The 20,465-nt window shown below is 28.7% G+C and carries 16 protein-coding genes and 1 other annotated feature; all 16 genes read right to left on the bottom strand.

Going from position 1 to position 20,465, the window contains the following annotated elements; all coding sequences use genetic code 11:
* Positions 1-50: 50 nt before the first annotated feature.
* The 16 genes from ACTG44_RS05240 to ACTG44_RS05165 all read right to left on the bottom strand — a co-directional run bounded on the left by ACTG44_RS05240 (position 51) and on the right by ACTG44_RS05165 (position 20,449).
* Positions 51-3,599, bottom strand: coding sequence for a sensor domain-containing diguanylate cyclase (locus tag ACTG44_RS05240; protein WP_479921421.1), 3,549 nt, complete (start codon positions 3,597-3,599; stop codon positions 51-53).
* Positions 3,600-4,276: 677 nt separating this feature from the next.
* On the bottom strand, positions 4,277-5,527 hold the full coding sequence (locus tag ACTG44_RS05235) for a DUF1015 domain-containing protein (protein ID WP_021383787.1): 1,251 nt from the start codon (positions 5,525-5,527) through the stop codon (positions 4,277-4,279).
* A 30-nt stretch (positions 5,528-5,557) separates the two neighbouring features.
* A complete protein-coding gene (locus ACTG44_RS05230) occupies positions 5,558-6,499 on the bottom strand; it encodes a D-2-hydroxyacid dehydrogenase (RefSeq protein WP_479918310.1) in 942 nt (313 codons plus the stop codon).
* Between the two features lie 226 nt (positions 6,500-6,725).
* Positions 6,726-7,802, bottom strand: coding sequence for a pyridoxal-phosphate-dependent aminotransferase family protein (locus ACTG44_RS05225; protein WP_021383755.1), 1,077 nt, complete (start codon positions 7,800-7,802; stop codon positions 6,726-6,728).
* A gap of 351 nt (positions 7,803-8,153) precedes the next feature.
* Positions 8,154-8,669 carry a PaaI family thioesterase gene (locus ACTG44_RS05220; protein ID WP_044212935.1) on the bottom strand — a complete coding sequence of 172 codons (516 nt, stop codon included), beginning with the start codon at positions 8,667-8,669 and terminating at the stop codon, positions 8,154-8,156.
* Between the two features lie 282 nt (positions 8,670-8,951).
* The gene (gene leuB, locus ACTG44_RS05215) at positions 8,952-10,022 is read right to left on the bottom strand and encodes a 3-isopropylmalate dehydrogenase (protein ID WP_479919956.1); all 1,071 of its coding nucleotides are present in this window, start codon (positions 10,020-10,022) and stop codon (positions 8,952-8,954) included.
* Between the two features lie 6 nt (positions 10,023-10,028).
* The gene (gene leuD, locus ACTG44_RS05210) at positions 10,029-10,520 is read right to left on the bottom strand and encodes a 3-isopropylmalate dehydratase small subunit (protein ID WP_021383791.1); all 492 of its coding nucleotides are present in this window, start codon (positions 10,518-10,520) and stop codon (positions 10,029-10,031) included.
* Positions 10,521-10,534: 14 nt separating this feature from the next.
* Positions 10,535-11,812, bottom strand: a complete 1,278-nt coding sequence (gene leuC / locus ACTG44_RS05205) for a 3-isopropylmalate dehydratase large subunit (protein WP_021383794.1) — start codon at positions 11,810-11,812, stop codon at positions 10,535-10,537.
* A complete protein-coding gene (gene leuA, locus ACTG44_RS05200) occupies positions 11,769-13,511 on the bottom strand; it encodes a 2-isopropylmalate synthase (protein WP_021383762.1) in 1,743 nt (580 codons plus the stop codon). The genes leuC and leuA overlap by 44 nt, the downstream gene beginning before the upstream one ends.
* A 128-nt stretch (positions 13,512-13,639) precedes the next feature.
* Positions 13,640-13,884 (bottom strand) — a binding site (T-box leader).
* 156 nt (positions 13,885-14,040) lie between these two features.
* Positions 14,041-14,487: a hypothetical protein gene (locus ACTG44_RS05195; protein ID WP_021383765.1), complete on the bottom strand. Its 447-nt coding sequence runs from the start codon at positions 14,485-14,487 to the stop codon at positions 14,041-14,043.
* Positions 14,488-14,507: 20 nt separating this feature from the next.
* A complete protein-coding gene (locus tag ACTG44_RS05190; RefSeq protein ID WP_021383759.1) occupies positions 14,508-15,227 on the bottom strand; it encodes a phosphatase in 720 nt (239 codons plus the stop codon).
* Positions 15,228-15,344: 117 nt separating this feature from the next.
* Positions 15,345-16,610 (bottom strand): 30S ribosomal protein S1, encoded by a 1,266-nt coding sequence (locus ACTG44_RS05185; RefSeq protein WP_021383773.1) that lies wholly within the window; start codon positions 16,608-16,610, stop codon positions 15,345-15,347.
* Between the two features lie 210 nt (positions 16,611-16,820).
* The gene (locus tag ACTG44_RS05180; RefSeq protein ID WP_021383746.1) at positions 16,821-18,188 is read right to left on the bottom strand and encodes an MATE family efflux transporter; all 1,368 of its coding nucleotides are present in this window, start codon (positions 18,186-18,188) and stop codon (positions 16,821-16,823) included.
* A gap of 253 nt (positions 18,189-18,441) precedes the next feature.
* Positions 18,442-18,879 (bottom strand): COG2426 family protein, encoded by a 438-nt coding sequence (locus tag ACTG44_RS05175; RefSeq protein ID WP_021383745.1) that lies wholly within the window; start codon positions 18,877-18,879, stop codon positions 18,442-18,444.
* Positions 18,880-18,910: 31 nt separating this feature from the next.
* Entirely contained in the window at positions 18,911-19,540 is a 630-nt protein-coding gene (locus ACTG44_RS05170; protein WP_479921420.1) for an HAD family hydrolase, read from the bottom strand.
* A gap of 21 nt (positions 19,541-19,561) precedes the next feature.
* Positions 19,562-20,449 (bottom strand): decaprenyl-phosphate phosphoribosyltransferase, encoded by an 888-nt coding sequence (locus ACTG44_RS05165; RefSeq protein WP_479918304.1) that lies wholly within the window; start codon positions 20,447-20,449, stop codon positions 19,562-19,564.
* Positions 20,450-20,465 lie beyond the last annotated feature (16 nt).

Below are 20,465 nucleotides of genomic sequence, written 5' to 3'. Positions count from 1 at the left end.
AAGTCTAATAAATTCAAATTGTGATTTTAAGTAATCTATAATACAGTATTTTAAACATTTTCTTCAGTCTCAATACTACTTACTTCATTTCCAAAGATTAGACATGCATCTTTGCCATCAAACCATTTCAAAGTAGTTGTAGTTATGTTTGCATTTACATCAAACTTTCTATTATGCATAAATGATTTACAAGTATCATCACTATCTTTTAAATGTCTCATAGGGCATTTTTTACAAGGTTCATTTTGATTGTTCCAGATTGCCTTATAACATAAATCACCTACATGAGTATTTGGTGCTGACTCAAGCATTTTTTTGTTGACAAATAACAATTCATAAGTATTTTTATCAATAACGTATGCCCATATATCCATATTATCCATTACAGACTTTTGAATCTTTAAAGACTCTTCTAGTTTGTTCTGCATGCGCATTTTTAATAAAAACATACTAATCATTTTAGATATAAATATCAGTGTATTTACTTCGTCATTAGTCCACATACGATTGTATGAACATTCATCAAAACCTACAAACCCTCTAAATTCATTTCCTTCTAAAATTTTACATTGTAACATTGAGCGTATACCTTGTGGCTTAAGTATTTTTTTCTCATCACTGCCTAAGTTATCAATATCATTACAATAAAATAATCCATCTGCATTAAAATTTAAAAGATAATTACCTAAATCATCATAGTAAATATTTTTAAGATTATCAATTTCTGAACTTATACCTTCATTGCACCATTCAAATGTGTTTTTACAAGCTAGATTATCATCTGAATTCTCAAATATATAAACACGGCTTACATTAAAATACCTACCTACAATATCTAGAATTAAATTTACTGCCATTTCTATATCATTTGATTCATATAGTATATCAAATATATAATTTGTTATATGTTCTTTAAAAGACCTCTCTATATTGGTATTTTCATCTGCATTTCTCGTGTTAGTTATATACTGTGCTTTATAAATTCTTTTATCATATAATGTATAACAATTTTTACCTTTTCCCTTAGCTGAGTAAAGAGCTATATCTGCATTTCTAAACAACTGCATATAGTCCATACCATCTTGTGGGAATCTCGCAATTCCAACACTCAACGATATTTTATAATTGTACCCTTTCCCTATAAAAGACCTCTCAAAAGTTTTAACCAGTTCATCTGCTTTATTTATAATATCCCTTGTTTCAGAAATATCTTTCATAAAAACAATAAACTCATCTCCACCTATTCTTCCTACTATATCAGATGCTCTAAATAGATTGATTAAATCACTCGCAATTTCACTTAATACAGCATCTCCATATAAATGTCCTAAGTTGTCATTTATTCCTTTAAAATCATCAATATCAATAATCATTAAAGCACCTTTTCTTTTTTTATCTAATGTTATGTATTCTTCTATAAGTGATTGGGATGCTTTTTTATTATATAAGTCTGTTAAAGGGTCTTTTTCTGCTCTTTCTTTCAACTTTTCAGCTTCTCTCTTTGACTCATCAATATCAGTCAAACTTCCTACAACCTTATAAGGTATTCCATTATCATCAAAAAGTGTTGTTGCCTTTATGCTAAACCAAGCATAAGTAGTATCCCTAATTCTAAGTCTAATTTCACACTCTTCATATTCACTACCTCCAGAAGTAAGTTTAATTAATGAAATAAACTTATTCATGTCATCATGATATATATCTACTGATTTAATTATATTTTTTGTTGCGTTTTCAGTTATAGGGTCATAACCAAACTTATTATACCAATTTGGTGAGATATTCATTTGGTCTTTTTTTATATCCCACTCTACTATGATATTTTGTGTCTGTTTTATAATAATCTCATGACGCTCTTCATTTTTTTTAAGTTCTTGCTCTAATAATTTAGCAGAAGTAATATCTACAATAACACTACACAATACAGATTTTCCATTTTCATAAATTATTCTTCTCCCTTTTAATAAAACCCAGACAATCGTGCCATTTCTTTTCTCAACTCTTTGTTCACATTCAAATGTATCACTTACTTTGAGCTGTTCATTGATGCTACCAATCATTGCTACTCTATCATCTTTAAAAATCAGTTTTATTAGCTTATTATTTAATTCATCTTTTAGTTGTTTACGTGTATATCCAATCATATTTAAATAGCCCTCATTTAAATATATACTGTCAAAATCGTCATTTATTTCAGTTATAACTATTCCACCAACAATACTATTGTTGATAGCTTCTATTTCAAATCTTTTTGAATTTAACTCTTCCTGTATTTTCTTAAGCTCTGTTATATCAGTTAAAACACCCTGAATACACTCATTTCCTTTACTATCTTTTATAGATTTACTTCTCTCTAAAACCCAAATTATACTTCCATCTTTTTTTACAATTCTATATTCAACTTCAATTCTATCTTGTTTCTCTAATTGATTTAGAATAATACAATTAAACTTGTCTATGTCTTCTTTATAAATTATATCTTTGAATTTATTTTTAAATATGCTATTTAAATCTTCATTAGAGTAACCCGTAAGTTCTAGAAATCCTTGACTTACATAGGTCATAGTCATACACTCATCTTTAAGACAGTTTTTAACCCCTCCAAGTATATTATCAGTAAGTGCCTTAAATTTTTCTTTTTCATTTACAATGGCCTTAGTGTTGTTATTTATAATACATGCTATGTATACTATAAAAATCAATATAACTAGTAGTATTTCTAATGCAAATACATATACATCATAAGATATATTTTCTGACTGAATAGATACTATTTCATTTGGTACGACAGAAAAAATATACCAATCATTAATTCCAAGTGGCTGATAGTTTAACATAAATTTTTTATTATCTAAATTATAATTAGAATATCCTGATTTACTATTTTGCATATTTTCTTTTATCGTTTTTAGACAATCAACTTCATCACAATTCTCTTTGTCAAAAAGCTTAAATATACATGATAGCATTTGACTATTTTCATTTATATTTTGAGCAATTATATCTCCATTTTTCTTGGCAATAAAAACATCTGCTTTTTCATCAAATGCAGATAATCTTAACAACTCATTTAGCCTTGTTGAATCATAAACTCCACTTAAAACACCAACTATTTTCCCGCTTTTATAAATTGGTGTAGATAGAACTATTATTTCTTTTTTATTAATAATAGACTCTAAAGGCTCTGATATATTACTTTCTCCTTTTTTAGCTTTTTTAAAGTAATCTCTATCTTGAATATTACTGATGATTCCATCATTAGAATAACTTTTGCCATCTAATGTAGAAACATTCATTCTAATCAAAGAACTTCGCTTTACACCAGAATCCATTAAATCAATTACCAATTCATCATTTATATTGTTCAAGTTTCCAATGAAATTAGCAATGGATTCAAGCATGTCAAATTGACCACTAAGCCTCGTCTTAAGATTAATTATATTATGTTCTGTAAACTCAGCCAAATACATATGCGTGGTTTCTTTTAACTTATTATCTAATTTAAACTTAAACTTAAAAATAGCACCACCAGTTAAAATAATTATAATAATAAACAAGATACTAATACCTAAAACTCTTGGTTTTAGTCTGTTCATCATACTCACATCCCCATTATATATAACTATATTATTTAATTCTTCAGTAGGAAGTTATCTTAAAATAGAAGAAACATTTAACTAAAGTTTAGTGCTCTTTATTCACATTGCAAACCTTTGCATGCACTCCTATTTTTAAGATTTTTCGATAAATATTTTCTGCATTCCTATATTAGAATTAAACAATATACCTTTATATTTATTTATAAAGCCTTCATTCATACTTCAATCTTAATAAATACTAAAACTGTAACTTCACTTTTAATATATCAACGCTAATAATGTAATATATTCATTATTATTCATTCCTTTTCTAATTAATTACTATCCCCTTCATTTCATACAAAAAAAATAATATGTATTATCTCCCCTAAAATACATTTTTTTATTTATCACTATTTTATAAAATTTCAACCTTATTCAAAAATCATACACTTTATATTCATACTTAGAATTTAGGTTTCCGGATAATAATTCTAGTAGAACATTATAATATCCTTTTATTTTTTCATTCTAAATTATAACATAGAATATCACCATCTATATGTTAAAATTATCCATTTCTAAAAAAATGGTAACTATTATTGAAAAAATTATATCCTAATGTTCATATTTGATGCATGATTTCCAATAAAAAAAGGGCTAAAAAGTGTAATTCTCACTTCTTAGCCCTTTATTAATTATTCATTTATTTCATGTAGAAATAGCCCACATCTTACTTTAGGTTCAAACCATGTTGATTTAGCTGGCATTATCTTACCTGCATCTGCTACTCTTATCAAGTCCTCAATACTAGTTGGATACATTGCAAACGCTACCTTCATATCTTCATTAACTCTTTTCTCTAATTCTTCAAGACCTCTTATACCACCAATAAAGTCAATTCTTTTATCTACTCTAGGATTTTCAATACCTAAAATAGCATCAATAACATAGTCTTGTAATATAGAAATATCTAATGAATCAACAGGGTCTTCTATTTCTAATAAGTTTTTATTAGCCTCCATTTTGTACCATTTATTACCTAGATACATTCCGAAAGTTCCTTTTTTGTCAGGTTTATATTTTTCTTTTCCTTCTATTTCTTTTAGCTCAAAATTTTCTTTTATTTTATTTATAAATTCTTCCTCACTTAAACCATTTAAGTCTTTGATAACTCTATTATAATCTAAAACCATTAAATTCTCATCTGGTGCAATCATTGCTATAAAATAGTTAAATTCTTCTTTTCCAGTATAGTTTGGGTTCTTAGCTCTCATCTCTTTTGCTACATTTTCTGCTGAAGCTGTCCTATGATGGCCATCTGCAATATATAGATAATCTAACTTTCCAAATTCATCTACTAAATTGCATATTATATCATCATTCTCAATCTTCCATACTGTATGCTCTATCTTGTCATCTGTTACAAAATCATATAAAGGGTCATTATTCTCCATAAAATCGTTGATTATATCATCTATTAATCTTTGATGTTTATAAGTTACAAGTATAGTTCCCGTATTAGCATCACAGTATTTTATATGCTTAGTTCTATCAATTTCCTTTTCTGGTCGAGTGTATTCATGTTTTTTTATTGTTCCATTTAAGCTTTCATCAACTGATATACATGCTACTATACCAACTTGAGCTCTACCATCCATGATTTGTTTATATATATATATACACTCTTTATCATCTTTTACTAGAATTTCTTGTTGTCGAAATTCATCTAAATTTTCTCGCGCTTTTAAATAAACTTTTTCATCATATAAATCTATATTTTCATCTAAATCAATTTCTGATTTATCTATATGCAAAAATGAATATGGATTCCCTTCTGCAATTTTTCTAGCTTCTTTACTATTCATAACATCGTAAGGAAGTGCTGCTACTTTATCTACTATATATTTATTTGGTCTAACCGCCTTAAATGGTTTAATCGTTGCCATTACTTATTTCCCCCTAATTATATAAATATTTTATAATGCTACCTCTATTATATTGTTGAAGTCAAGAAAGAAATCTTGAATCACATTTACTATTTCTTCTCCTATTCTTTCTTGAGCTTCTACTGTAGATGCACCAATATGAGGTGTAGGAGAAACTCTTGGATGATTCACTAAGTCTAGATTTAATGTAGGTTCTTGTTCATAAACATCTATAGCTGCTGCTGATAATTTACCTTCATCTAATGCTTTTAGTAAATCTTTCTCATCTACTAAACCACCTCTTGCACAGTTTAGTAAATAAGCACCATCTTTCATCTTGTTTATTTCTTTTTCAGTAATTACTGCCCCCTTATTCTTATCAAATGGTATGTGTAAAGATAAGAAATCTGCCTTTTCTAAAACTTCTTCCATATCACAGAATCTATATTTGTTAAAGCCTTGTGCTTCACCCATTATGTCAGTATATATAACATCCATACCTAATAGTTCGGCTCTCTTTGCAACTTCTTTTGCAATTCTTCCAAAACCAATAAGTCCAAGTGTTTTTCCATTAATTTCTGTACCTTTATATTTTTTCTTCTCCCATTTTCCATCTCTCATAGTTACATTTGCAGTATTTATGAATCTTGCAAGTACAAACAATTGACCTATTGTAAGTTCTGCAACAGATATACTACTTGCATTTGGAGTATTCATAACTTTTATGCCATTAGCCTGTGCATATTTAACATCTATGTTATCTAATCCTACTCCACCTCTTACTATTAACTTCAATTTTTTTCCCTCTAATGCTTTATCTATTACCTCTTTAGTAACTTTAGTAGCTGAACGTACTACAAGTACATCAACATCTTTAAGTTTATCTCCTAAAACATCTTTTTCATAAAACTGCTCTATAACATTAAAATTTAACTCTCTCAATTTTCTCGCTGCTTCTTTCTCTATTCCATCAGTAATTAATATATTATACATAACAAACTCCTCCAATTTTTATTCACTTAATTTTCCCAATTTTTATTTTTTAAAGTATTTTTATCCATAAAACACTTTATTTAGTTTAACTTTCTGTTTATATAATTTTCAAAATATTTTTTATTAAAGTCATATCAAATTTTCTTATTCTTTGTTAAAAATTTAATATGTAATTTTTATAAAATATATTCTAAATTTATCTTAAAATATACATAATTTTATAATATTATTTATTAAAACCTAATATATCATCAATATTATCTAATAATTCTTGTACATCTTCGACAGTATAGTCACCCATATGTGAAATTCTAAAAGTTTTTTCTTTTAAATCGCCATAGCCATTTGCTATCTGGAATCCTCGTTCTTGTAATTTTGAATTTAAATTTGATACACTAATACCTTGAGTATTTTCTATAACAGTAAGTGTATTGGATAAGTGATTTTCATTGGTAAAAATTTGGAAGTGTTTTTTAGCCCAGTTTCTAACTAAGTTTGCCATGTCTTCATGTCTGTTAAACCTGTTATCTAAGCCTTCATCTAATATATTATCTAATTGGAAATCTAAAGCGAACATGTGAGAAAGAGATGGTGTTGAAGGGTATTGGTAGTTTTTCTTGATTAAGTATTCATACATTGCTAACAAATCAAGATATACTCCTCTAAAAGGTACTTGCTTAGCTCTATCGATTGCTTTTTGAGAAAATGTGCAAATAGACATTCCTGGTGGTAATCCCAGTGCTTTTTGTACTGATGTTATACAAATATCTATTCCAATCTTATCAACCTCGACTTTTATTCCACCGGCTGAACTTACAGTGTCTACACAGTAGACCACATCTTTATACTTTTTAACAACTTCTCCAATTTCTTCTATTGGATTTCTTATTCCAGTTGAAGTTTCATTGTGAGTTACAGTTATTAAATCGTATTCTCCGGTAGAAAGCACCTTATCAACCATTTCTGGTGTTGTTGCCTCTCCTAATTCAACTTTAAATATATCCGCTGGGACATTATTAGCCACTGCCATTTTGTACCATCTATCACCAAAGGATCCACAGGAAAATACTGCTGCCTTTTTGGATGTACAGGAACGAATGGAGCCTTCCATTAAACCAGTTCCGGATGACGTGGATAAAAGTATCGTGTTGTTTGTATAGAATAGTTTTTGCATTTTTTCACTTATACTCTTTTGGAGTACAGATGCATCTTTTCCTCTATGTCCTATCATTGGTGTAGCCATCTTTTGCAAGACTTCTTCTTTAACATCAATAGGACCAGGAATAAATAATTTCTTACTCATTATAATTCCCCCCTTTTTTAGTTTGTAATATGGATAGCGTTTTTACTGTCCTTATTTTTAATAACTATAATATCAAGCTGAATTAACTATGTCAACATAAAATTTATTTTTTATGTATAATTTATATTATATATTTTATGAAATCATTCATTTCGTGCATTATCACAAGTCTGAATATTCTGAAATATACTCTCAAAAAAAATAGACTTTTTAGCTATATAAATTAATTTTTTTGATATGTAAATTTAACGCTATTAAGAGAAATCTTTTTAGTATAGCTAATTTATTTTTATCTTATATTTTTTATATAATTTTTTAATTTTATCTTTTTTAGATATAAACTTTTTTTAATTAAATTTCAATATATTCTACATTTTCTTTTGATTCTTCAAAAAACCATTCTTCATTAGAAAAGTCACCTTCTGAAATTTGACCAATAGGCATTTTCATATACTTTCCTGTTGCTGTTACTGCTATATCTCCATTTGGTAGAATTATTTCTCCTGTACCTTCAAACAATTTTCTATTCTCTTTAGTTATTCTTCCAACAACTTTTATAGTAGCATCTGTTGGTACTGGCTTTTTATATTTTAATTCTAAAGACACTGTTACACCCCAAATTTGGTCATCATTTATACTTACAGCTCTTCCAATAGTCTCATCTAATATTGCAGCAGACATACCTCCATGTACTCTTCCTGGATAACTCTGATGCCAATCTTTTGTATTACAAATTGATACAAGTTCTCCATTTTCAAGTTCATAAAAATCTGCTTTAAGTCCTAGTTCATTTTGTGTCCCACAAACTAAACAAGATTTGCTACTATTTTGCTTTTTTAAAACCTTATACTTTGCCAAAAATTCCATCTCCTAACCTACATTAATAGTGGCTTAATGTTAAATAATTCTAAAATACATTATATAATATTAATTAAATCCCTGCAAACTTCTAATAATAAAAATAGACTATTTTAAATATTAGAACTTTAATTTTATATATTACTTTCTAAAAAAACACAATATAGTTTTATGTAATTAAAATTACTTAAAACTATATTGTGTTCTAAAGATAAACTATATTATAATAGATTTTTTACTAATTTTCCAAATTATACATTCAACTTATATTATACAAATTAAATTATAATTCTATATTTCATTTACTATTAATTCGCCCATTTTTTTCGTTCCTACAACAGTTCCCATGCCATTATAGATATCACTAGTTCTATATCCTTTATTAAGTACATTTTGCACAGCATCTTCAATACACTTAGCTTCTTCTTCTAAGTTAAAACTGTGTCTTAGCATCATGCTTACAGATAGAATAGTTGCAATTGGATTCACAATATCTTTTCCCGCTATATCAGGTGCACTTCCATGTATTGGTTCATACATACCAAAACTATCTTCTCTAAGTGATGCTGATGGTAACATACCTATAGAACCTGTAATCATGGATGCTTCATCAGATATTATATCTCCAAATATATTATTAGTTACTATTACATCAAACTGACTAGGTTCTCTTACAACTTGCATAGCAGCATTATCAACATACATATGGGATAACTCGACATCCTCAAACTCTTTAGCTAGTTCTTCCATTATACTTCTCCAAAGTCTTGAACTCTCAAGTACATTTGCCTTATCTACACTTATAAGTTTTCTTTTTCTATTTCTGGCTATTTCAAAAGCTCTCTTACCAATTCTTCTTATTTCATTTTCGTTATATGTCTCTACATCATAAGCATTTTCAATGCCATCAATAATTTTTCTTCCACGTTCTCCAAAATAAATGCCCCCTGTTAACTCTCTTACAACAACAAAATCAATGCCTTTCTCAACTATATCTGCTCTAAGTGGTGAAGCTTCTTTTATACTTTCATACATTGTTGCTGGTCTTAAGTTTGCAAATAAGCCCAATGACTCTCTTAACTTTAAAAGACCTGCTTCTGGTCTTATATCACCCTTACATTTATCCCACTTTGGACCGCCAACAGCACCAAGTAATACCGCTTCGCTTTTTCGACAAACTTCAACACTTTTATTTGGTAAAGCTTCTCCAGTTTCATCAATTGCGCATCCCCCAGCTAATACATATTCACAATCGAATCTATGGTTAAATTTACAACAAATTTTATTTAGAACCTTTATACCTTCATCTATTATTTCTGGTCCAACACCATCACCTTTTATGACTGCTATATTATAATTCATACCCCACTACCCCCTGTTTGCTTTTATCGAATTGATTAAGCCTTCTTTTAGTATAATATTTTGCATAAACTCAGGAAATGGTTCCGCCTTATACTCTTTTCCTTTTGTTATATTTTTTATCACACCTGTAGAAAAATCTACTTCTACATTATCTCCTTCTTCTATATTATTAGCAGCCTCTTCACATTCAAGTATAGGAAGCCCTATATTTATAGAGTTTCTAAAAAATATTCTAGCAAAAGTAGACGCAATTACACATGACACTCCACTTTCTTTTATTACAATTGGAGCATGCTCCCTTGATGAACCACAACCAAAGTTTTTAGTGGCAACTATAATGTCTCCTTTTTTTACCTTAGAAACAAATTTATCATCAATATCCTCCATACAATGCATAGCTAATTCCTTATAGTCAGCTATATTTAAATATCTAGCTGGTATTATTACATCTGTATCTATATTATCACCGAATTTAAAAACACTTCCATTAGCAATCATAAACTTTACCTCCTTTAAATTATATCTGATGGTTTTGATATTTTACCAGTTATAGCTGATGCTGCTGCTACGGCTGGACTTGCAAGATATACTTCTGAATCAACATGACCCATTCTTCCTACAAAGTTCCTATTTGTTGTTGAAATTGATTTTTCTCCTGACGCAAGTATCCCCATATGACCTCCTAAACAAGGTCCACAAGTTGGAGTAGAAACTGCTGCTCCTGCCTCTATAAAAGTAGTGATATAACCCCTTTCTATAGCTTCAAGATATACTTGTTGAGTTCCAGGGAATATCATAACTCTAACTCCATCTGCAACTTTTTTACCTTTCATGATTTCAGATGCTACTTCAAGGTCTGATATTCTTCCATTTGTACAAGAGCCTATTACAACTTGGTCTATCTTTATATCCGTATCAATCTCATCTACTGTTTTAGTATTTTCAGGAAGATGAGGAAAAGCTACTGTCTCTCTTAGTTCAGCTAAATCAATTTCATATACTTCATCATAAACTGCATCTTTATCTGCTTCGTATACATTTACATCTTTTGTTATTGTTGTACACTTATGTGAATTTATATATTCCATAGTTTTGTCATCTACTGAAAAAATTCCATTTTTAGCTCCTGCCTCTATCGCCATATTACAAATAGTAAATCTATCATCCATAGATAAATACTTTACTCCATCTCCACAAAACTCCATTGACTTATAAAGTGCACCATCAACGCCTATCTTACCTATTATATGAAGTATTACATCTTTACCACTTATCCATTTATTTGGTTTATTCTTTAAAATAAATTTTATTGCTCCAGGTACCTTAAACCAACATTTTCCTGTAGCCATACCTGCTCCCATATCAGTCGAACCTACACCAGTAGAAAATGCTCCTAATGCTCCATATGTGCAAGTATGAGAATCTGCACCTATAATTACATCTCCAGCTGTTACTATCCCTTTTTCAGGAAGAAGAACATGTTCTATTCCCATCTCTCCCACATCAAAGAAATTTATAACCCCTTTTGATTTTGCAAAACTTCTTGTAAACTTGCATTGTTCTGCGCTCTTTATATCTTTGTTAGGTGCAAAGTGGTCTAAAACCATCACTACTTTAGTCTTATCATAAACATCTTCAATACCTAATTTTTCAAATTCTCTAATAGCTACTGGCGATGTTATATCATTTCCTAAAACTATATCTAAATCTGCTTCAATTAACTGCCCTTTCTTAACCTCATTTAAATTAGCATGTTTGGCTAAGATTTTCTGTGTCATAGTCATCCCCATCTTTTACTTCCTCCTCAATATAACTTTTATTTATTGCGTTCATAAGTGCATTAATAGCTGCCGTATTTATGTTTTCCGATATACTTACACCAAAATAGACTTTATCGTTGTGTTCTATCCCTACATAAGCTACACCTCTTGAATGTGAACCTTCTTCTAGTGCATGTTCCCAATAGTATCTGAATTTGTAATCTTTCATACCACATTCTTTTAATGCATTGTTAAATGAATCTACAGGCCCATTTCCTACACCAACAATCCTTTGTTCATTTCCCATGTAAGTTATTCTTGCAGTCATCTCAATCATGTTGGTATCATTAGAGTCATCATTTTCATAGTTTAGTTCATCCATTGATTTTATTTTATATTTTTTAACTTTATAAGGGCTTTCAACATCAATATATTCTTTCTTAAATAAGTTAAATATTGCTTCACTACTAAGTTCTTCCCCTATTCTATCAGATTCCATTTTTACTACATTTCCAAAATCAGAATGCATATTCTTAGGTATCATAAATCCATAATCTGTTTCCATTATATAAACAGCTCCTCCTTTACCAGATTGGCTGTTTATTCTAATAATCTCTTTGTATTCTCTTCCTATATCATGAGGGTCTATTGGCAAGTATGGAACTTCCCAGTAATCATCAGCTCTGTTTTTCATTGCTATCATGCCTTTTCTAATAGCATCTTGATGTGAACCTGAAAAAGCACAATGTACAAGATTACCTGCATATGGATGTCTATCATGCACTATAAGTTTTGTACATCCCTCATATATTTCTCTTATCTTATCAATATTACTGAAATCTAAATCTGGGTCTATCCCTTGTGTATAAAGATTAAGTCCAACATTTACTATATCCATATTTCCCGTTCTTTCACCATTTCCAAACAAAGTACCTTCAAGTCTATCTGCTCCAGCCAATAACCCAAGTTCACTTGCTGCTGTACAAGTTCCTCTATCATTGTGAGTGTGCAAACTTAGTATAATAGAATCTCTACAACTTACATTTTCACAAAACCACTCTATTTGGTCTGCATACACATTTGGTGTTGCCATTTCCACTGTTGATGGAAGGTTTATTATCACCTTCTTTTGTGGAGTTGGCTTCCAAACATCTATCACTGCCTCACATATTTCAAGTGCATAATCCATTTCTGTTCCTGTAAAACTTTCTGGTGAATATTCAAAAGTGAATTCTGTCTCTGGGTATTTTTTTACTTCTTCATTAAACAATTTTGCCCCTTCAACTGCTATATCTATTATTTCTTGTTTACTCATATTAAAGACCACATCTCTTTGAAGAACCGATGTAGAATTATATAAATGTATAATTACTTTCTTACATCCTCTTATTGATTCAAATGTTTTTTCTATAAGATGGGCTCTAGATTGTGTAAGAACTTGTATCGTTACATCATCTGGAATCATATCCTCATCTATTAGTTTTCTTAAAAATGTATATTCTGTATTTGATGCTGATGGAAATCCCACTTCTATTTCCTTAAATCCCGTATCCAAAAGCATTTTGAACATTCTGACTTTTTCATTTACACTCATAGGTGTTGGTAGTGATTGATTTCCATCCCTTAAATCAACACTACACCAAATTGGAGCTTTAAATATCTCATTATCTGGCCATTTACGATTTTCTATTTGCATTTTACCATATTTTTTATACTTACCATATTGCATGCTATTTCCCCCTTTTTTGTTTTTTTGTATCCAGTATACCTTATATCGACGCAATCTTACCCTATTTAATTCATAAGAATAAATGTTAATTTTATCATTAGAATAAAAATAACCTCATCTCTAATAAAATTAGAGACGAGGTTTTGCTCGCGGTACCACTCTATTTAGCTTTATAAAAAGCTCTCTTAGTAATAGCCAAAATCAATACTTGATGACTATATTTCCTATAACGTGGAATTACTCCGATTATCCTAAGACTTAAATCCTGGAAACAGCTCCTAGACAAGTTCAGAACTATCAACTGCTAAATCACACCACACTTTAGCTCTCTGAAAGTTTCATTGTTCTTACTACTTCTATTCATCGCTTTTTTAATCATTTAAATTTTCTAAATATTTTGATTTAATAGTTATTATATACACATTAAAAAGTATTGTCAACACAAAAAAATAATTATCTATGTTTTTTTATTTTTTATTTTTGATAAGTAATTTTATAAACCATGCTAACTATTGAAAATAGTATAGTATTATACCTTAAACTTTTTCATCTTTTCCTCTATGATATTCAATAATTTTTTTTCATCTTCTACACTCAATGCACTCAATCTAATTTTGTAACTAGAATCATCAGTATATATATTTAATATTTTTTTTGCCACTTCTATTTTTTCTATTATTTTATAGTTAAACTTTTGATTTTTTTTAGATTTTATACTGAATATATATTGATTATTTATTGATATTGAATGATTATCGAGAGTAAGATATACCTCTCCCTCATATTTATTTGAAAAATCACGACCTTGTTTAAAAAGAAAAACTGCTGTTATTATACATAAAAGGTATAAGATTGTCGTTGAATATATAAAAATCGTAGCTAAAATTACAAGTGCCAAGACCATATATATAGCCATTCCTTTTTTAAAATAACCATTGTCATAATAATTCATATAGATAAACTTGTTTTTACTCAAAATTTTTCACTCCTACGATTCTAAAAATTAATATCAAAAAACTCTATAATTTCATCTTCATGATAATTTATGACTAATTCATCTGGAAAATCTACTGATTTTAAAACTTTCTCTGCATTTTCAAATTCTCCTATAGAATAACATATATGAGAATCTGTACCAAGAATTACTCTTACACCATATGTTTTACATAGCATTAACATGTGACTTGCATTTTCCCAAGTTCCAGTTCTATGAGAATTTGAACTTAATGATGAATTATTTATTTCTAAAAGAATGTTTTTTTCTTTAGCTTTCTTTACTATAGATTCATAATCTAAAGGATATCTACTATCATCTGGATGACCAATTATTTTTACTTTAGGTTTATCCATTACATTCAAAATAGCATTTGTATTTTCTTCTTTTGTTCCTGAAATTATACAAGGTCTATGCAGACTTGCAATTACATAGTCTAGATGCTGTAACATATCTTCCTGAACATCTAAATTTCCATCATAATCCATTATGTTCCCTTCTATTCCTCTAAGAACTCTTACATTTTGTACTTTTCGTGGAAGTAGATGTAAATTATAAAAATAAAATGGATGTGGACCTCCTGGCATATTAGGTCCATGGTCTGATATTCCCAGATATTTTATATTTTTCTGAATTGCTTCTTCAACATTTTCTTTAAAAGTACTGTGTGCATGTCCACTTATTAAGGTGTGACAATGTACATCTATAATAGACTTTTTCATTAAACTTCCTCCTAACATCTTATATAAGTTTTTGTAGATAGCTAAAGGGCTATTTCAAAACTAAAGCTGTCATAATAGACAGAGTAATGTTTTAAAACAGCCCCATTTTCAATTATTTTACACTTCTAAATCTTTAAATTTATCTTTAAATAATTCTCCAATACTTCCTAAAGATTCTTCTACTTCTAAGTATTCTGTTATATCTTCTTCTGGCTCTCTAGTTGCCTCTTTTATTGAAACTAACATTCTTTTAGTCTTTGGTTTAAAGTCAAGAATTTTAACTTTAACTTCATCTCCAATATTAACAACATTAGTAACTTTAGCCACTCTAGTATCACTCAATTCAGATATTGGTAAATAAGCATCTACACCTTCTTTAATCTGAACAAAAGCTCCCTTTTCTATTATTCTAAGAACTTTAGCATTAACAACATCATCAATTTTTACTTCTTTTGCTATTAAATCCCATGGGTCATTATTTATGTCTTTTAATGCTAATGCAATTTTTTTAGTATCTTTATTTACATCTAGCACATAAACTTCTACTTCTTGACCTTCTGAAACAACTTCTTCAACACTTTCAACTCTTGTCCAAGCTAAATTGTTTATATGTGCTAATCCTTCAATTCCACCAATATCCACAAATGCACCATAAGGCATTATTTTTGTTACTTTACCATCTCTTTTTTGTCCAACTTCAAGTGAATTAAATAATTCTTCTTTTGCAACTTTAATACGAGCCTTTTCTTCTTCTCTTTCTTGTTTGATTCTAGCTCTTTCAGCTTCTTTTTCTGCTTTAATTTGGGCTCTTCTTTCTTCTTTCTCTTTATTTATACGTTCTTGTAATACGTCTCTATGAGATGCTACAAGTCTGTTTTTCCTAATATCAAAGTCTTTTATATAAACTTCTAAGTTAAGTCCAACAAATTTAGATGTGTCTGTAATGAATTTTGTATCAAGTTGAGAAATTGGTATAAAAAATGTATATGTATTGTAATTAGCAAACACACCTTTTTCTATATTTTTTTCAACATTTACAGTTATTATTCTATGTTCATCATAAGCTTTTTGTAATTCAGCAAAATCATTTCTTTTATCAAGTTGTAATTTAGATAAAGTTATTGTCCCATCTTTTTGAGATACTTTTGTTATTACAGCAGTTATTTCATCACCTATATGGTATAAATCTTCTATATATTGATTTTTTTCTATGTTTAATTCACTTATAGGTATTATTCCATCAAACCCATAGTCTAATCCTAATTGTACTTCATCATTTCTAACTGCAGTTATTTTTCCAGTTATTAATTCTCCAACTTTCACTTTGCTGAATACTTGTTCTTGCTGGTCAAGTAATTCTTGCATTGTTAAATCATTTTCCATTATATAAACATCCTTTCCTCTTATTAATTATCATATCTGTAAATATTATACCATTAATATTGCAAATACTTACATTTTTCTTACTGTAATTTTTAAAATTAATTCGACTTTATATCTTTATACATTATAGAAAATATCTTATTAAATTAAAATACAAATTCTAATTTTTATCTATTAAAATATTTTCATGGAAATTTTATTATATATATCCTATTCTTCTGTTGTTTTAGATTTTGATAGAGAACTTTTATAAAATACAAAGAAACAGATTGCTGTTACAGTAGCTGCTGTTATATCTGCAACTGGCTCTGCTAAAAGCACTGCAAAAAGTTTTTCATTAAAAAATGCTGGAAGTATAAATATTAAAGGTATTAAAAGTACAACTTTTCTAAGAAGAGCTAAAATCAAAGATATCTTTGCTTTTCCAAGTGCTAAAAATGTTTGTTGACAAGCTAGTTGAATTCCAAACATAAAAGAACCTGCAAAATATATTTTTATACTCCAACTAGTCATGCTAAGTAACTGCGGATTATTATTAAATATACCAACAAAAAATGCAGGGAACATCATAAGTAGAATCCACAAAATAGTAGAATATGTAAAACATGACAATAGACATAATTTAAATGTCTTTTTGACTCTATCAAGTTGTCCTGAACCATAATTGTAACTTATTATCGGTTGTGCTCCTTGTGTAAATCCCATATTAGGAAGCATAAGAATTTGCATTATACTACTCATTATAGCCATTGAGCCTACCGCTAAATCTCCTCCATACATCTGCAATTTACTATTTAATGCTATAAGTACTAGACTTTCTGTAGATTGCATTATAAATGGAGATATTCCTAACCCCAAGACTGGTAATATAATACTTGCTTTAGGTATCATATACTTCTTTTTTATCTTAAGTATACTTTTCTTTCCAAATAAAAACACCAATACCCAAATAGCAGAAACACCTTGTGCAATTATAGTAGCTAATGCAGCTCCCTTTACACCCATATTAAGACCAAATATAAAAATTGGGTCAAGTATTATGTTTATCAAAGCACCTATAGCAACTGTAATCATACCAGTTGTAGCAAATCCTTGGGTATTTATAAAAGTGTTCATTCCCAATGAGATTTGAACAAATACTGTACCTATTAAATAAATTTTTAAATAATCCATTGAATATCCAATAGTAGATTCACTTGCCCCAAACATCCAAAGCAGAGGCTCTTTTCCAATCTGAAAACCTATAGTTAAAAGTATTGCTAAAATCACTAGTACAGAAAAACTATTACTCATTATTTTCTCTGCACCATCATTATCTTGTTCACCCATTTTTATGGCTGCTAATGGGCCTCCTCCCATACCAATTAAATAACTACATGAAGTTATTATAATTATTATTGGAAATGCTACACCAACACCTGCCATAGCAACTTCTCCACTTTCCATTCTACCAATAAAAATCCTGTCCACTATGTTGTATAAAACATTTACAATTTGTGCGATAATAGCGGGTGTAGCAAGTTTAAATAACAATTTTCCTACACTTTCATTGCCTAAATTAGTGTTTGAATTTTCCACTTTAAAACCTCCTTATTCTGTTAATTAAAATTTATTGTAATTGAAATCTTATTCCATATAAAAATTTTATTTTACTTGTAAGAAAATTTGTAGTACTTTCCTCACAAGTAATACTATACTATATTTCTTTATCCATAGTAAACATTTTAGAGCTAAATGAATTTAAATACTCCATCAGTTTTTGTGGCTATTTTTAAAAATAGTTTTGTATCTACTCACAAAAAAACTATCCAAATATATTGTTTGGATAGTTTTATATTATATGTAGAGAAAGAGCTGAAACTATAACTCCTGATAGCAAATTGCCAAGAAATACTCCTATAAAAGCATCTTTTATTCTCATTTTTAATATAGAAGCTATAGCAGATGCCGTCCATGTTCCTGTAGTTGGAAGTGGTATCCCTACAAATAGTATTATACCTATTATTGAAACACTTTTTAATTTTTTCATCCTTGAATTTATTTTCCTATCAATTGTATCTGCAATCCCTTTAAATAGCTTTTTCCCTCTTAAAAATTGCAATATGTGCCTAAATGTTAATATCAAGGGAATTGATACCAAGGTAGAACCAATTACACTAAATACATAAACCCACATAGGATTTAAGCCCATTGCAATACCTATAGGAATTGCTCCTCTTAATTCTGTTACAGGAACCATAGACAAAATTAATATGTGTAAATATCCCAAACTATTCCCTCCTATTCTAAGTGATATTAAGTTATGAATTTATTTGTTCTATAACTTCACCATTCTTTTTACTAACCAAAAATGCGTTTTTAGCTAATGAAAGCATCGGTAAATCACTCTTAGAGTCCGAATATGCATATGAATTTTCATAATCAATCTCTATCCCAAGCTTATCTAACACAGTCTTTATTCTTTGTATCTTTTCAATTCCCTTACAGTTTTCTCCAATGAATTGATTTTTATATCTTGAATTTTCGTAAAATAACTCAGTGCCTATGACCTCGTCTGCAAAACCATAATGTTTAAAGTATTTCATATATGCATATGGAGATGCTGTTATCATAATTATAACATTATGCTCTTCTTTGTTTTTGTAAATAACTTTTTTCATAGACTCGTTAATTTTTTTCATTATACAGTCATCAAAAAAAATTTTTAAATCTTCTTCACTAAAATCTACTATTGGATGAAAGATTGCCTCTTTTGCTCTTTTCAAAGGTACTATTCTAATTAAATACATAGCTAGAGTAAAAATAATGTATGGCAACTTTATAATAGTTTTAAATGTTTTATTTTTTAAAGAATAAATAAAAAAATCTAACATGCTATCAGTATTTATAACAGTATAATCTATATCGAGTAATAGTACACTTTTTTTCATAAGTATTTCCCCATCCTATCACTAAAAAATTAATATTATAAAACATGCAATTATCCATAATATTACGTTTATTTTTAAAGCACTGTCTTTTAATACAATATCGGTGGGATTCCCTTCATTTGTAGTATTAATTATATAATTATATCTAAGTACACCATAAACTACAAATATGGTTGTAAATATCATATGTGGCTTTTCTGGATTACTTGTAGAGTACAATGCATAACATACAATTGTAGAACTTAACATTACTACCATCATTTGATTTAGATTTTCTATATCATAATCTTCTAATATCTTTCTATGTTCAATTGCATCATCTCTTAAAGTCACTATTTCTTTTTTACGCTTTCCAAAAGCTAAGTATAAAGATAAGAAAAAGGTACATAATATTATCCAATTTGATAAGTTGACATTTATGGCTACACACCCTGCATAGACCCTAAGTATAAATCCAAGAGATATGGAAAACACATCTAATAGTATTATATTCTTTAACTTAAGAGAATATAATATATTGTTTATCAAATAAAGAACAAGGATTATAGATAAATTAAAATTAACAACTGTTGATAAACAAATTGAACACAAAGCCAATATTACAAATAGTATATTAGCATTTCTTTTACTTATTCTTCCACTTGCAACTGGTCTATTGCGTTTTTTGGGATGTTTTTTATCCTTGTCCATATCTATGGCATCATTTAATGCATATACTGATGATGACATAAGGCAAAAACATACAAATGCAATAAATGTTTTTAACAATAAATTTGTATTTAGCATATTATTCGAAAAAATTATAGCAGAAAATACAAAAAAATTCTTTATATATTGCTTTATTCTCATTAGTTTTATATAATCTGAAATTTTAGTAAGAAGCTTTATATTTGTATTTGTCTGTTTCATAAACTTACTACCCTTT

Source organism: Clostridioides sp. LIBA-2809, from assembly GCF_056688965.1.
Note: the sequence above shows the minus strand (reverse complement) of the source record. Positions and strands in the feature narration are given on the sequence as shown.

Coding starts and splice junctions, on each gene's coding strand:
- ACTG44_RS05240 (WP_479921421.1), bottom strand. CDS start 3,599: ATGATGAACAGACTAAAACCAAGAGTTTTAGGTATTAGTATCTTGTTT.
- ACTG44_RS05235 (WP_021383787.1), bottom strand. CDS start 5,527: ATGGCAACGATTAAACCATTTAAGGCGGTTAGACCAAATAAATATATA.
- ACTG44_RS05230 (WP_479918310.1), bottom strand. CDS start 6,499: ATGTATAATATATTAATTACTGATGGAATAGAGAAAGAAGCAGCGAGA.
- ACTG44_RS05225 (WP_021383755.1), bottom strand. CDS start 7,802: ATGAGTAAGAAATTATTTATTCCTGGTCCTATTGATGTTAAAGAAGAA.
- ACTG44_RS05220 (WP_044212935.1), bottom strand. CDS start 8,669: ATGGAATTTTTGGCAAAGTATAAGGTTTTAAAAAAGCAAAATAGTAGC.
- leuB (WP_479919956.1), bottom strand. CDS start 10,022: ATGAATTATAATATAGCAGTCATAAAAGGTGATGGTGTTGGACCAGAA.
- leuD (WP_021383791.1), bottom strand. CDS start 10,520: ATGATTGCTAATGGAAGTGTTTTTAAATTCGGTGATAATATAGATACA.
- leuC (WP_021383794.1), bottom strand. CDS start 11,812: ATGGGGATGACTATGACACAGAAAATCTTAGCCAAACATGCTAATTTA.
- leuA (WP_021383762.1), bottom strand. CDS start 13,511: ATGCAATATGGTAAGTATAAAAAATATGGTAAAATGCAAATAGAAAAT.
- ACTG44_RS05190 (WP_021383759.1), bottom strand. CDS start 15,227: ATGAAAAAGTCTATTATAGATGTACATTGTCACACCTTAATAAGTGGA.
- ACTG44_RS05185 (WP_021383773.1), bottom strand. CDS start 16,610: ATGGAAAATGATTTAACAATGCAAGAATTACTTGACCAGCAAGAACAA.
- ACTG44_RS05170 (WP_479921420.1), bottom strand. CDS start 19,540: ATGAAAAAAAGTGTACTATTACTCGATATAGATTATACTGTTATAAAT.
- ACTG44_RS05165 (WP_479918304.1), bottom strand. CDS start 20,449: ATGAAACAGACAAATACAAATATAAAGCTTCTTACTAAAATTTCAGAT.